Source organism: Pseudomonas sp. D4-21 (genome assembly GCF_051132125.1).
Taxonomy (GTDB): Bacteria; Pseudomonadota; Gammaproteobacteria; order Pseudomonadales; family Pseudomonadaceae; genus Aquipseudomonas.
Genome location: NZ_CP071664.1, coordinates 1,259,790 through 1,271,244 on the forward strand (window position 1 = coordinate 1,259,790; position 11,455 = coordinate 1,271,244).

An 11,455-nucleotide genomic window follows, 5' to 3' on the forward strand; every position below is an offset into this window, starting at 1 on the left:
AAATGCTGTCCCTTGAAACAAGGGGGTTATGACGCTGGCGCTCACGAAAACGGGTTCGGGCGTTGTTCCCATTCAGCCATCCATTGGCTGAAGGCTTGCGGTGCCACGGCCTTGCTGAAGTAGTAGCCCTGGGCTTCCTCGCACTGGTGGATCTTGAGGAATTCCAGCTGCTCCCGGGTTTCCACGCCTTCGGCAATGATGTGCAGGTTCAAACTCTTGCCCAGGCTGATGATGGTGCTCACCAGTTTCGCGTCGTTGCTGTCGATGCTCAGGTCACCGACGAACGACTGGTCGATCTTCAACACATCCACCGGAAATTTCTGCAGGTAGCTCAGGCTCGAATAGCCGGTGCCGAAGTCATCGATGGCCAGCCGTATGCCCAGATGCTTGATGGCATTGAGCGTGGCGACGGTGGTGTCGATGTTCTGCATGAGCACGCTTTCAGTGATCTCCAGTTCTAACTGTGTCGGGTCCAGACCGGTTTCCTTTAGGGTGCGCGCGATGCCATCGACGAAACCGCGCTGGCGGAAATCGATCGCCGAGACGTTGACCGACAGGTACAGCGGCCGCATGCCCTCGGCCTGCCAGCGACAGGCCTGCTGGCAGGCCTCTTGGAGCACCCACTGGCTCAGCGGGACGATCAGGCCGCTGTCCTCGGCCACGGGGATGAAATCCGACGGATAGACGAGCCCCTGATCGGGGCGATTCCAGCGCACCAACGCCTCGGCACCGACCACTTTACCGCTCGTCAGGTCGAGCTTGGGCTGGTAATGCAGCACGAACTCCTTACGCTGCAAGGCCAGGCGCAAGCCAGATTCGATGGTCTGCTGCTGACGGGCGCGGCGATTCATGTCCTCGGTGAAAAAACGGAAATCGTTGGGGCCGTTTTCCTTGACGTTGCGCATTGCCGTCTCGGCCTTTTTGATCAGCGCCACGGCATCGAAACCATCGGCCGGATACACGCTGATGCCCAGGCTCGCTGTCACCGTCAGGTCGTGACCGTCGATGGGGTGCGGGGAGTTGATAGCCCCCAGCAGCTTTTCCGCCACACCCTTGGTCAATTGTGGGTCGGCGATGTCGCCGAGGATCACCACGAACTCATCGGAGCCGTAGCGAAACACCGAGTCGGACTCGCGCACCACGGCCGCCAACGCCCGCGCCACGCGCTTGAGCATCTCGTCGCCCACCGGGTGCCCCAGCGCATTGTTGATGCGCTTGAAGCGGTCCAGGCCGATGAACATCACCGCCAACTGTCGGTCATGCCGGCGGCACTGGGCCAAGGCCTGGGTCAGGCGGTCGCCGAGCAGCATGCTGTTGGGCAGCTCGGTGAGCACGTCATATTGCAGCAGGTGGGAGACCTTGAGCAGCTCCTGGACCCGCTCTTCGATGGTGCGTTCCAGGCTGCGCATCTTGCGTGCGGCGTCCTGGGCCAGTTGCCATTTCCAGGTCATGGCGCTGGCCATCTGGCGGATTTCCAGGGTGTCGAACGGCTTCTTGAGGATCAACAACTGATCGTCGAATTCGATGCGTTCCGACATGGTCTCCCAGGAGTAATCCGAATGCGCGGTGCACAGGGCGATCTGCAGGCGCGGGTCGGCTTTCCACAGTTGTTCGATGGTCTGCAGGCCGTCCCAGCCGGGCGGCATGCGCATGTCGGCGAACACCAGGGCATAGGGCTGGCCTTCGGCCTGGGCGCGCTTGACCAGTTCCAGCGCTTCCTCGCCCTGGTAGGCCGAGTCGATCTGGAATTGCACCCGGTTCACCTGCGGCGTGCCGAACAACAGGCTCTCTGTGTCGTCCAGCGAGTCATCGTTGCCTGCGCTGGGGCTGAGGATCTTTCGAAAGTCGTGGTGAATGGCGGGCGTGTCGTCCACCACCAGGATGCGCCTGTTTGCCGGTACGGACATGGGGTTCATGGGCTGCTCTCCGATAGCTGGCTCGCCGGCCGGGTCCAGTGGTCCGCCACCGGAACGATGGCGCCCGCCTTGAGCAGGGCGGCGGCCTGCTCACTGTCCACCACAGTGCTGAAATAGTGCCCCTGGGCTTGTATCGACCCGCCGCTGGACATCAGCGTCGTGCGTTGCTCCTGGGTCTCGACCCCTTCGGCGATGATGCCGATGCCCACGTCCCGGGCGAAGTTGATGATTGCCCGCAGGGTCGTGGCGTTCTCCGGATCGGCGTTGGCGCTGTCGAGGAAGCGCTGGGCGAGCTTGAGGTGGTTCACGCGGTAAGTCTTGAGGTAATCGAAGGATGAGTACTCGGTGCCGAAGTCGTCGATGGCGACCTGCACGCCCAATTCGCACAGGCGCGGCAGCACGTCGTTATGGGTCCATTTGGTCTGGGCCAGGGTCGCTTCGGTGACGTCGAAACGCAGGTCCCAGGGCGCCAGCTCCCAGCGCGCGGTGGTACGCAGCACGTCGTAGATCAGTTCCGGGCCGGTCTTGAGCTGGGTCAGGGACAGGTCGATGGCGATCACCGGTGGCGCCATTCCCTGGTCTCGCCATTGGCGCATCTGCTGGCAGGCCTGGTCCAGGACCCAATGGCCCAGGCCGATGATGATTCCGGTTTTTTCCGCGGCCGGCATGAAGGCGGCCGGTTCCAGCCAGCCGCGCGCGGGATGGTTCCAGCGCACCTGCACGCCCATGCCGAGAATCCGGCCGGTGCCAAGGTCGACTTCCGGCAGGTAGTGCAAGTGCAACTCGTTGTTTTCGATGGCCAGGCGCAGGTCATTGGCGAGGGCGACCCGATCCGTGACCTCCTGGTTAATTTCCTCGTTGTGGAAGTGATACTGGTTGCGGCCCTTTTCCTTGGAGCGGTACAGGGCCATGTCGGATTGGGCCATCAGGCTGTCGGCGCTTGGGCTCTGCGGGGAATAGAGGCTGATGCCGATGCTCACGGAAATGCGTACGTCGTTGCCATCCAGGGAATAGGGCGCCACCAGCGTGTCGCGAATCTTGGCCGCCAGCGCGGCGCAGTGGGTCGCTTCGTGGACGTCCAGTTGCAGGATGGCGAATTCGTCGCCACCCAGGCGCGCCACCACGTCGTTTTCCCGGGTGCAGCCCTTGAGCCGCGCTGCGACTTGTTGCAACAGCAGGTCACCGATGGGGTGCCCGAGGGTGTCGTTGATCCGCTTGAAGTGGTCCAGGTCCAGGTAAAACATTGCGAAGGGCGCCGCCCCCCGACGGGCGGCCGCAAAGGCCTGGTGCAGCCGCTCGATCATGGTGGCGCGGTTGGCGAGCCCGGTCAGGCCATCGGTGCGGGCCAGCAAGGCGATCTTTTCCTCGGCCAGCTTGCGCTCGGTAATGTCGAGGATGATGCCTTCAACTTCCAGCAGCAGGCCTTGCTCGTTGCGCACCGGGATGTAGCGGTTCTCTACCCAGCGGAACGTGTCGTCGCCAGTGCGCATGCGAAATTCGATGGAGGCACCCGCGGTGTCGCGGTCCAGGACGCGCACCATGGCTTCGTCGACCTTGGCCTGGTCGTCGGGGTGGATCAAGGTTTGCGCCCAGTCCGGCGAGCTGATCAGGCGCGCCGCGACATGGCCGAACTTGGTGATGTTGTGGGAGATGTACATCAATGGAAAAGGCGGCTCGCCGCGCAGGCGATAAAGGATGGTCGGGCTGTTCTGCACGATGATGTTGGCGTCGGCCAGCTCCCGGGTGCGTTCTTCCACTGCCCGTTCGAGCATGTCCATTTTCAACGCGGCGTCTTCGGTCATCTGCCATTTGACGGTCAAGGTGCTCGCCATCTGGCGAATCTCGATCGCATCGAAAGGTTTCTTCAGGATCAGCAGGCGGTCGCCCAGTTCGAGACGGTCGGCGATGTCCTCCCAGGAATAATCCGAGTAGGCCGTGCACAACGCCACCTGCAACTTGGGGTCGGCGCGCCACAGCCGCTCGATGGTTTCCAGGCCGTCCCAACCCGGCGGCATGCGCATGTCGATGAAAGCCATGGCGAACGGTTTGCCCTGGGCAAGGGCGGTTTCGACCTTGTTCAGGGCTTCCATGCCCTGGAACGCCGATTCGAGCTCGAAGCTCTGGGCGCAAACCACCACGGGGGCGCCGAACAAGGCTTCTTCAGCATTGCTCAGGCTGTCTTCGGGCGCTGCGTGGGGGCTGAGAATCTTTCGAAAATCCTCATGGATCGTCGGCGTGTCATCAACGATCAGTATCCGCCGATTGGATCTTTCCATCGGCAGGCTCATGGCCGTGCACCGTCGAGATGCTGACTACGGAACCGTGGGTACATCTGATATCCCTTTCGCTGGCATGAGTATTCGGCCTGTACTTGGCCCTTCATGGGGTACAGCATAGTCGGCTCGTCGGAAGCGCGAGGTGAGTGATGGCGAATTGTGTCTAAATTTTCGCAATCTACTAGCCTGTTTTTTGGGGCTAAGGTAGAACGGTTGTCGATGACAGGAGGGGGTTCCAATGGAAGATCAAGCGCCGGGCGTTCCGGCAACAAAGCCGACGGTGTTGTTGGTAGATGACGAAGAATCGATCCTCAACAGCCTGCGTCGGCTGTTGCGCAGCCAGCCGTACGAAATCCTGGTGGCCGACAGTGGCGCCAAGGCCCTGGGAATTCTCAAGGAGCGGCCGGTCGATCTGGTGATGACCGATGCGCGCATGCCCAACATGGACGGCGCCACGCTGCTGGCGGAAATTCGCAAGCTTTATCCTTCGACATTGCGCATCCTGCTCACCGGTTATGCCGACGTGGACATGATGACCAAGGCTATCAATGAGGGGCAGCTCTACCGCTACCTCAGCAAGCCCTGGAATGACGAGGAGTTGGTGCAGGCCCTGCGCCAAGCCCTGGCCCACCAACATTCGGAGAGCGAGCGTCAGCGCCTCGAAGCCCTGAATCGTGAGCAGAACCAGCAACTCAAGACCCTCAACGCCACCCTGGAAAAACGCGTGGCGTCGCGGACCGCCGAGCTGCAGCAGACCGCCGACATGCTCGACCTGGCCTATGAAGAGCTCAAGCGCAGCTACGTGACCGGCACCGAGGTGTTCTCGCTGATCGCCAACCTGCGCCTGCCCAAGGCCAAGCAGACCAACCGGCAGATCATCGAACTCATCCGGGTCTATAGCCGGCTCAATTTCCTCGACGAGTCCACCGACCGCGACCTGACCATGGCCGCCGCGCTCTACAACATCGGCAAGCTGAGCTGGACCGATAACATGATGGTCACGCCGGCGGACATGCTGCATCACAGCGAACTGGAGCTGTACCGCGCCTATCCGAAGCAGAGCGAATCGCTGCTGATGACCCTGGACCCGATGAAGGACGCGGCGCGGATCATCCTTCATCACCAGGAACGTTGGGACGGCAGCGGATTCCCCGATCACTTGAAGGGCGAGGCGATTCCGTTCGGCTCGCGCCTGTTGAAACTGGCGGTGGATTTCATCGAGTTGCAGCGCGGGTTGATCCTGGAGCGGCAGATGAACAGCGACGAAGCGCTGGTCTACATCCGCAAATACGCCGGCAAGCTGTACGACCCGAACATGGTCGAAGACTTCATCAAGGCCTGTGGCGAATACCTGGAAGACGTGACGCTGTCCGACCCGACCGTGAAAGTCACCAGCACTCGTGAACTGGAGGCAGGCATGGTTCTGGCGCGCAACCTCAATGCCGACAATGGCATGCTGCTGCTCAACGCCGGAAAGGTCATGAGCGGCCCGCTGATCGAAAAGCTCATCGCCTTCGAAGCAATGGAAGGGGCGCGGTACAGCGTGTTCGTCAAGATCCCAGAGGAGGAGGCGGATCCTTCGGCGCCGAAGCCTATCTTGGGGTGACCGGGGTCTGACAGACCCGCTATCCCTTGTGGGAGCGAGCTTGCTCGCGATAGCTGAGTATCAGTCGAATATTTCTCGACCGACATACCGCAATCGCGAGCAAGCTCGCTCCCACAGAGGCACTGCGTCGATTTTCAGTCCGGCGCCAGGCTTTGCTCCCGCCGCTTTGATCTGTAACCTGCCCGGCATTTTCCGCCCGAGGCCCTTGTACATGACCACCCCTCTGATCCGCATCGCCGCCGCCCTGCTCATCGGCCCGGACGGCCGGACCCTGCTGGTGCGCAAGCGCGGCACCCAGGCCTTCATGCAACCCGGCGGCAAGATCGAAGCCCATGAGCAACCGATCCAGGCCCTGGCTCGGGAATTGGACGAGGAACTCGGGCTCAGGATCGATCCGGCCCAGGCCCGTCATCTGGGGCAATTCAGCGCGCCGGCCGCCAATGAGCCGGGATTTATCGTGCAGGCCGAGGTGTTTTTGCTGGAGACCGATGCAGCGGTTTCCCCGGCTGCCGAAATTGAAGAGGTGCGTTGGATCGACCCTTGCCGCGACAGCGAATTACTGCTGGCGCCGTTGACAGGCGAAGTGATCCTGCCGTTTTATCGAACCCACTGCCTCTCGACCTGCTGATTCAAGGAGCGACGCCTTCATGATCCCCTTGCCGGACCTGCTGATTTTCGCCGCCGCCGCGTTGCTGATGGTGCTCACGCCCGGCCCGAACATGATCTACCTGATTTCCCGCTCGATCTGTCAGGGGCGCAAGGCCGGCGTCACTTCTTTGTTGGGCGTGGTGGCGGGGTTCTTCGTGCACATGTTCGCGGCGGCGGCGGGGCTGACGGCGGTGTTCCTCGCGGTGCCCATGGCCTATGAAGTCCTCAAGTGGGCCGGTGCGCTGTACCTGCTGTGGCTGGCCTGGCAAGCGGTGAAACCCGGCGCCCGCTCGCCGTTCCAGGCCCAGCAATTGCCAGCGGATTCGACCCGCAAGCTGATCACCATGGGCTTTCTCACCAGCGCCCTGAACCCGAAGATCGCGGTGTTCTACCTCTCGGTGTTCCCGCAGTTCATCAGCCCGGAGCACGGTTCACTGTTCACCCAGAGCATCATCCTCGGGCTGACCCAGATCAGCGTCAGTTTCAGTGTCAATCTGCTGATCGCACTGTTCGCCGCCGGCATCGCCTCATGGTTCGTCCACAACCCGACCTGGCTGGCGGCGCAACGGTATTTCATGGGCTTCATGCTCGGTGCGCTGGCCCTGCGGTTGATGCTTGAGCAACGGCGTTCGGCGTGAGCATCCGACGGCTGAAGGCGGGTGACGCCCAGAACTATCGGGAGTTGATGCTCCAGGCCTATGAATTCCATCCACAGGCCTTCACTTCCAGCGCCAGCGAACGGGCGACGCTGCCCATCAATTGGTGGGAGTCGCGCCTGACCAGCCGGCTCGAAGTGATCCTCGGCGCGTTCATCGCGCACGAGCTGGTGGGTATCGTCGGCCTGGCCCTGGAGCCTCGGCTGAAGGCGCGGCACAAGGCGACGCTGTTCGGCATGTACGTCGTCGAGGCCCATCGTCACGCCGGGCTCGGCGAACAGTTGATGCGGGCCGCCCTCGACGAAGCCCGTCGCCATCCCTTCCTGCGCCTTGTGCAATTGACCGTCACCGCCGGCAACGACCCGGCCATTGAGCTTTACCAGCGCTGCGGCTTTCTGTTGTATGGCCTAGAGCCGATGGCGATTCGCGTGGGGGACGAGTACCTCGACAAGATCCATATGTGGCTTGAACTCTGATCTCACCGCAAGTTTGAGTGATGGAGCTTTGTAGCAATTACCGCACCGCGCTGACACCGTCGAGTGTGGAAAACGACGTGTCCTTTGCCGTCAGCAGAAAGTCGCGCATATACGGCGCGTCGAGCATGTCGGTGCGCACCGCCGCGTAGAGCGTGGCGAACAAACCTTTTTCCCCCAGCCGCTTGGCCTTCACGTAGCCCCGTGAGCTGTATTCATGCAGCGCCCAATGGGGCATGCCGCAGACGCCACGGCCACTGGCGACCAGTTGCATCATCATCACCGTCAGCTCGGACGTGCGCACCTGGGCCGGTTCGGTGTCGGCCGGTTCGAGGAAGCGGGTGAAGATGTCCAGGCGATCGCGTTCCACCGGATACGTGATCAGGGTTTCGCTGATCAGGTCTTCGGGCACGATGTAGGCCTTGCCCGCCAGCCGATGCTGGTTGGCCACCGCCAGCATCGCCTCGTAGGTGAACAGCGGCACGTAGGTTATGCCCGCCAGTTCAAGGGGATCGGAGGTGACGACCAGGTCCAGGTCGCCACGGGCCAGGGCCGGCAGTGGGGCGAAGGCGAAGCCCGAGGCCAGGTCCAGCTCGACTTCCGGCCAGGCATCGCGGAACTGGTCGATGGTGGGCATCAACCACTGGAAGCAGCTGTGACATTCGATGGCCATGTGCAAACGCCCGGCGGTGCCGCCCGCGAGCCGCGCGATGTCCCGTTCGGCGCTGCGCAGCAACGGCAGGGTGGCGTCGGCCAGTTGCAGCAAGCGCAGGCCGGCGCTGGTGAAACGGACCGGTTTGGTCTTGCGCACGAACAACTGCATACCCAGGCGTTCTTCCAATTCCTTGAACTGGTGGGAGAGGGCGGACTGGGTCAGGTGCAGGCGTTCGGCGGCTTCGACCAAGCTGTCGGCTTCGCGCAGGGCGTGCAGCGTTTTGAGGTGACGGAGTTCAAGCACCGGATTTGCTCCATGAGTAAAACTTGTGATCAACACGAAAAGATTGAGTTTGTCTCATGTGGGGCTGGCTGTCGACAATGGCGTCATCTTTTACAAGGAGGACATTCCCATGGCCATGGCCCATACCCTCGGTTTTCCCCGCATCGGCGCCGACCGCGAATTGAACGACCTGGAAGCTGATTGGAAAGGTACGCTGGGCTGGGAGCGGCTGTTCGACGAAATCGACGAAGCCCACGCCCAGGGCCATCGGGTCAAGCCTGCAGTCATCGGCCCGCTGACGTACCTCTGGCAGGGCAAGGCCAATGACGGCGACATTGACAAGCTCGACCTGCTGGAGCGCCTGCTGCCGGTCTACGGTGACGTCCTCAATCGTCTCAAGGCCCAAGGCGTGGAGTGGGTGCAGATCGATGAACCGATCCTCACGCTCGACCTGCCCCTGGCCTGGCGAAGCGCCTTCGAGCGGGCCTATCACATCCTTCAGTACTCGCCGCTGAAAAAGTTGGTGGCGACCTGCTTCAATGGCCTGGACGACAACCTCGGCCTGGCGGTTAGCCTGCCGGTGGATGGCCTGCACATCGACGCCGTGCCCGCCCCAGACCAACTGGGCCGGGTGCTGGATCGCCTGCCGACCTACAAGATCCTCTCGGTGGGCCTGGTCAATGACCGCGATGCCTGGCGTTGCGAATTCGAGCAGGCGCTAGCGCAGTTGCGCCCGGCCCAGGAACGGTTCGGCGACAACCTTTGGGTCAGCGTCGCCAATGGGCTTGAACCATCGTCGGCCTATGGCTTTACACAACCACTCGGCAATCTTCATCAAACTGTCACGCAACTGTGGCAGCGCGCTTGAACGAACTTCATCAGACTCGCGCTCTACTGGGGTTCTGCGTTTTGGTGTTTGTTCATGCGTGTATTCATTTTCCTGGCCGCCTTGTTGTGCGGCTTGCCGTCGTTGGCGGCTTCTCGTTGTGATGTCAATGTCGCGACCCAGCGGGTCGACCTGGATCAGGTAAGCCTGGCGTACCAGAGCATCGGGCGGGCGTCCGACCCTGCGTTGCTGCTGGTGATGGGCTTGGGTGGGCAGTTGATTCACTGGCCGGATGAAGTGGTGGTGGCGCTGTGCGAACAGGGTTTTCGGGTGATCCGCTACGACAACCGGGACGTCGGTTTATCCACCTGGCGCCAGGCGCCCGGCAGCGCCAACCTGACATTCGAGGCGTTGCGCTACAAGCTCGGCCTGCCCGTGGCGGCACCTTATGCGTTGACGGACATGGCCGCCGATGGCCTGGGCTTGATGGACGCCTTGCAGGTGCAAAGCTTCCATGTGTTGGGCGTCAGCATGGGCGGGATGATCGCCCAGCACATGGCCGCCATGGCGCCTCAGCGGGTCGAGAGCCTGACATTGCTCATGACCAGCTCCGGCGCCGCGGGCTTGCCGGCACCCAGTGAAACGCTGGTGCAACTGTTGTCGCGGCGCAGTGCGCCGAATCGTGAAGTGGCGCTCGAACAGCAGGCCGACCTGCTGGCCGCGCTGGGCAGCCCGATGGTGGTCGACGATCGACAGGCTCTGCTGCACCAGGCTGCGGTGGCCTACGACCGGGCCTTCAACCCCGAGGGTGTGAAGCGCCAGATCATGGCGATCATGGCCGAGCCAAGCCGGGTGGCGCTGCTCAATCAGCTGCAGGTGCCGACCTTGGTGGTCCACGGCACCGCTGATCCCTTGTTGCCGGTGATGCATGGGGTGCATCTCGCGGCGCATATTCGCGGTAGCCGGTTGAAGCTGATCCCGGGCCTCGCCCATCGCTTTCAAGAGGCCTTCAAGGAACCATTGCTGGGGGCGGTGCTGCCCTATTTGCAGCAACACCGCGAAGACACCTCGCACTGGGCGCAGATCGAGCCGGCGCAGGCGCCGAATGTGCTCTAACTGACACCGGGTGGGGCTTTTGTGGCGCTACTACCGTGCTTGGGCCTGCTCCACCAACCAGTCCATCAGCTCCCGCAACTGGCCCGACACCTGCGGCCGGCGCGGATAGACCAAGTGATAACCCAGCCCGGTCCTGACCTTCAGTTCGAACGGCATCACCAGCCGACCGGCGCTGAGGTCTTCGCCGATCAGCGACCAGTCGCCAATCGCCACGCCGGTGCCTTGGGAGGCCATGGACATCGCCAGGTCCAGGGTTTCGAAATGCTGGCCTTTGCTGACGTTGCTCAACCGCACGTCGGCCGCGGCCAGCCAGGCGTTCCAGTCGCGCTCGTCGGTGGTGGGATGCAGCAGCAGGTGTTGTTGCAGATCGAGGGGTGAATTCAACGGGACCGGACCTTCCAGCAAGGGGCGCGAGCACACCGGTGTAAGCTGTTCGTCGAACAAGTGCAGGCAGTCAAGCGAGGCGTCGGGCGGCGGGCCGTAAACCACCGCCGCGTCGAATGCCTCACGCTGGAAATCCACGCCGTGCCGGACCGTGGTGGTCAGCTCCACCGGCACGTCCGGACGCTCTTTCTGCCATTGCAACAGGCGCGGCAGCAGCCAGCGCATCACACAGGTCGGGGCCTTGAGCTTCAGGGTCTGGCGCTTCTCGCCGATCTGCTCGACCGCCTCGCCGATCAGGCCGAACACCTGCTGCACCCGGGGCAGCCACGCCTGGCCCTCGGCGGTCAGGCTCAACCCGCGTGCCTGGCGCTGGAACAACGCATAACCCAGATGATCCTCCAGCCCTGCGATCTGCCGGCTCACCGCGCCCTGGGTGATGTGCAGCTGTTCGGCGGCGCGAGTGAAGTTGCAGCACTGGGCCGTGATCAAGAAAGTATGCAACGTCGGCAGCGGTGGGAGTCGTTTCATCTGGATCCAAGCCATGACGTGAGGACATGGCTAGTATGACTTTTTATCCATTGTTGCCGCTACGGCCTGGCCGTCCAATAACGCCATTC

General features: G+C 62.4%; 9 protein-coding genes and 1 pseudogene. 6 read left to right on the top strand and 4 right to left on the bottom strand.

Annotation, left to right across the window (positions count from 1 at the left end):
* Nucleotides 1-41 precede the first annotated feature (41 nt).
* The gene (locus tag J3Q04_RS05535; protein WP_420765326.1) at nucleotides 42-1,916 is read right to left on the bottom strand and encodes an EAL domain-containing protein; all 1,875 of its coding nucleotides are present in this window, start codon (nucleotides 1,914-1,916) and stop codon (nucleotides 42-44) included.
* On the bottom strand, nucleotides 1,913-4,204 hold the full coding sequence (locus J3Q04_RS05540) for a GGDEF/EAL domain-containing response regulator (protein WP_420765325.1): 2,292 nt from the start codon (nucleotides 4,202-4,204) through the stop codon (nucleotides 1,913-1,915). Before J3Q04_RS05540 ends, J3Q04_RS05535 begins: the two co-directional genes overlap by 4 nt.
* Nucleotides 4,205-4,430: 226 nt before the next feature.
* On the opposite strand from J3Q04_RS05540, the gene J3Q04_RS05545 reads away from it, so the two are divergent.
* From J3Q04_RS05545 to J3Q04_RS05560, 4 genes are all read left to right on the top strand, one after another.
* Nucleotides 4,431-5,798, top strand: coding sequence for an HD domain-containing phosphohydrolase (locus tag J3Q04_RS05545; RefSeq protein WP_434607533.1), 1,368 nt, complete (start codon nucleotides 4,431-4,433; stop codon nucleotides 5,796-5,798).
* Between the two features lie 211 nt (nucleotides 5,799-6,009).
* The gene (locus tag J3Q04_RS05550) at nucleotides 6,010-6,426 is read left to right on the top strand and encodes an NUDIX hydrolase (RefSeq protein ID WP_434607531.1); all 417 of its coding nucleotides are present in this window, start codon (nucleotides 6,010-6,012) and stop codon (nucleotides 6,424-6,426) included.
* Nucleotides 6,427-6,445: 19 nt separating this feature from the next.
* Complete coding sequence (locus tag J3Q04_RS05555; protein WP_434607529.1) at nucleotides 6,446-7,084, top strand: LysE family translocator; 639 nt, start codon at nucleotides 6,446-6,448, stop codon at nucleotides 7,082-7,084.
* Nucleotides 7,081-7,578, top strand: coding sequence for a GNAT family N-acetyltransferase (locus tag J3Q04_RS05560; RefSeq protein WP_434607527.1), 498 nt, complete (start codon nucleotides 7,081-7,083; stop codon nucleotides 7,576-7,578). The genes J3Q04_RS05555 and J3Q04_RS05560 overlap by 4 nt, the downstream gene beginning before the upstream one ends.
* 37 nt (nucleotides 7,579-7,615) lie before the next feature.
* Here J3Q04_RS05560 and metR read toward each other — a convergent pair whose 3' ends face one another.
* On the bottom strand, nucleotides 7,616-8,533 hold the full coding sequence (gene metR / locus J3Q04_RS05565) for a transcriptional regulator MetR (protein WP_434607525.1): 918 nt from the start codon (nucleotides 8,531-8,533) through the stop codon (nucleotides 7,616-7,618).
* A gap of 193 nt (nucleotides 8,534-8,726) precedes the next feature.
* Between metR and J3Q04_RS05570 the strand changes: the two are divergent.
* Both J3Q04_RS05570 and J3Q04_RS05575 read left to right on the top strand, forming a co-directional pair.
* Nucleotides 8,727-9,284, top strand: a pseudogene (locus J3Q04_RS05570) (5-methyltetrahydropteroyltriglutamate--homocysteine S-methyltransferase); the annotation flags it as partial.
* A gap of 150 nt (nucleotides 9,285-9,434) precedes the next feature.
* Nucleotides 9,435-10,454, top strand: coding sequence for an alpha/beta fold hydrolase (locus tag J3Q04_RS05575; protein ID WP_434607523.1), 1,020 nt, complete (start codon nucleotides 9,435-9,437; stop codon nucleotides 10,452-10,454).
* Between the two features lie 30 nt (nucleotides 10,455-10,484).
* Here J3Q04_RS05575 and J3Q04_RS05580 read toward each other — a convergent pair whose 3' ends face one another.
* Nucleotides 10,485-11,366 carry a LysR substrate-binding domain-containing protein gene (locus J3Q04_RS05580; protein ID WP_434607521.1) on the bottom strand — a complete coding sequence of 294 codons (882 nt, stop codon included), beginning with the start codon at nucleotides 11,364-11,366 and terminating at the stop codon, nucleotides 10,485-10,487.
* Nucleotides 11,367-11,455 lie beyond the last annotated feature (89 nt).

Excerpts from the sequence above, each read along its gene's own strand:
- J3Q04_RS05535 (WP_420765326.1), bottom strand. The coding sequence starts at position 1,916 with ATGAACCCCATGTCCGTACCGGCAAACAGGCGCATCCTGGTGGTGGAC.
- J3Q04_RS05540 (WP_420765325.1), bottom strand. The coding sequence starts at position 4,204 with ATGAGCCTGCCGATGGAAAGATCCAATCGGCGGATACTGATCGTTGAT.
- J3Q04_RS05545 (WP_434607533.1), top strand. The coding sequence starts at position 4,431 with ATGGAAGATCAAGCGCCGGGCGTTCCGGCAACAAAGCCGACGGTGTTG.
- J3Q04_RS05550 (WP_434607531.1), top strand. The coding sequence starts at position 6,010 with ATGACCACCCCTCTGATCCGCATCGCCGCCGCCCTGCTCATCGGCCCG.
- J3Q04_RS05555 (WP_434607529.1), top strand. The coding sequence starts at position 6,446 with ATGATCCCCTTGCCGGACCTGCTGATTTTCGCCGCCGCCGCGTTGCTG.
- J3Q04_RS05575 (WP_434607523.1), top strand. The coding sequence starts at position 9,435 with ATGCGTGTATTCATTTTCCTGGCCGCCTTGTTGTGCGGCTTGCCGTCG.
- J3Q04_RS05580 (WP_434607521.1), bottom strand. The coding sequence starts at position 11,366 with ATGAAACGACTCCCACCGCTGCCGACGTTGCATACTTTCTTGATCACG.